The sequence below is a fragment of the Massilia sp. CT11-108 genome, from assembly GCF_047302915.1.
Classification (GTDB): domain Bacteria; phylum Pseudomonadota; class Gammaproteobacteria; order Burkholderiales; family Burkholderiaceae_D; genus Telluria; species Telluria orientalis.
On sequence record NZ_JBKYMO010000798.1, the window covers coordinates 1 to 1,788 of the forward strand.

Genomic DNA, 1,788 nt, shown 5'->3' on the forward strand with positions numbered 1-1,788 from the left:
GTCTCGGCGTGCTCGCGCAGGGCCGGCGCGCCGACCTGCTCGTGCTGGACAGCGCGCACCCGAACCTGGACGGCGTGCCGCCGCACGAGGTATTGGGCCGCTTCCTGTTCAGCGGCAACGACAACCTCGTGCGCGACGTGCTGGCCGGCGGCCACTGGGTGGTGCAGGGTGGCCGCCACAAGGCGCAGGACGCGATCGCGCAGCGCTACAAGGCCGCAGCGCGTACACTGCACGCACATTGATGCCAACGACGAAGGGAAGCAAGCCATGACGATGCTGATTCCGTATGCGAACCTCGAACCGGTGTCGTGGAAGAACGGCGGCGGCAGCACGACCGAAATCGCCGTGTTCCCACCGGACGCCGACTTCGACGACTTCGACTGGCGCGTGAGCCTCGCCACGATCGCGAACGACGGCCCGTTCTCCATGTTCCCCGGCGTGGAGCGCACGCTGGTGCTCGTCGACGGTCCCGGCATGACGCTCGACATCGACGGCACGCCCACGCTGCTGTCGAAGGGCGAACCGGTCGCCGCGTTCGACGGCGAGTCGCGCGTGGAGGCCAAGCTGAACCGCGGCGCCAGCACCGACTTCAACGTGATGACCCGGACGGACCGCTGCTGGCACCGCTTCGGCCGCCGCCGGCTCGACGGCGACTCCACGTTCGTCGCGCGCGCCGACGTCACCGTGCTGTTCCTGGCCGAAGGCGACAGCCTGGAACTCTGCAGCGACGACCAGCGCATCAACCTCGTGCGCTTCGACGCCGTCGTGCTCGACCCGGACACGAAGTGGAAGCTGCGCGCGGAGCAGGGCGCCATCTTCATCGTCGACATCCATTACTACGACGACGAGGACGACCTCGACAACGAGGACGGCATGTATGAGTGAAGCCGTCGACGTCCTGTACGCGAATGCGCGCGTCGCGACGCTGGCGGATGGCTATGGGATCATCGACGATGGCGCCGTCGCCGTGCGTGACGGCCGTATCGCATGGGTGGGGCCGCGTGCCGAGGCGCCGCCGGCCTCCATCACGCACGATTGCAACGGTCTGTGGCTGACGCCCGGCCTCGTCGACTGCCACACGCACGTCGTCCACGCGGGCAACCGCAGCGACGAATGGGAAGCGCGCCTGAACGGCGCCACGTATGAAGACATCGCGCTGGCCGGTGGCGGCATCATGTCGACCGTGCGCGCCACCCGGGCGGCATCGGAGGACGACTTATTGAAAGCCAGCCTGCCGCGCATCCGTGCGTTGCTGGCCGAAGGCGTGACGACATTGGAAATCAAGTCCGGCTACGGCCTCGACGTCGAATCCGAAGCGAAGATGCTGCGCGTGGCGCGCCGCGTGGGCGAGCTGCTGCCGGTGACCGTCCGCACGACCTTCCTCGGCGCGCACGCGCTGCCGCCCGAGTACGCGGGCCGCGCGGACGACTACATCGACATGCTGTGCAGCGAGATGCTGCCGGCGCTGGCGGCGCAGGGTCTCGTGGATGCGGTCGACGCGTTCTGCGAGCGCATCGGCTTTTCGCACGACCAGACGGCGCGCGTGTTCGACGTCGCACGGCGTCTCGGTCTGCCCGTGAAGCTGCACGCGGAGCAACTGTCCGACCAGGGCGGCGCGGCGCTCGTGGCGCGCTATGGCGGGCTGTCGGCCGATCACCTGGAGTGGCTGTCGGACGAGGGCGTGGCCGCGATGGCGCGCGCGGGTACCGTCGCCGTGCTGCTGCCGGGTGCGTATTACTTCCTGCGCGAGACGCGCATGCCGCCGCTGGCGCAACTGCGCGCCGCGGG

The 1,788-nt window shown here is 69.2% G+C and carries 2 protein-coding genes and 1 pseudogene; all 3 read left to right on the forward strand.

All coding sequences use genetic code 11. From position 1 onward, the window contains the following. Nucleotides 1–242, forward strand: a pseudogene (locus tag ACEN88_RS30815) (formimidoylglutamate deiminase); the annotation flags it as partial. Between the two features lie 25 nt (nucleotides 243–267). Beyond that, nucleotides 268–885 carry a HutD family protein gene (locus tag ACEN88_RS30820; RefSeq protein ID WP_413345854.1) on the forward strand — a complete coding sequence of 206 codons (618 nt, stop codon included), beginning with the start codon at nucleotides 268–270 and terminating at the stop codon, nucleotides 883–885. Next, nucleotides 878–1,788 (forward strand): imidazolonepropionase (gene hutI / locus ACEN88_RS30825; protein ID WP_413345856.1); only part of this gene is annotated, 911 nt, incomplete at its 3' end. The genes ACEN88_RS30820 and hutI, both read left to right, overlap by 8 nt.

Excerpts from the sequence above, each read along its gene's own strand:
- ACEN88_RS30820 (WP_413345854.1), top strand. The coding sequence starts at position 268 with ATGACGATGCTGATTCCGTATGCGAACCTCGAACCGGTGTCGTGGAAG.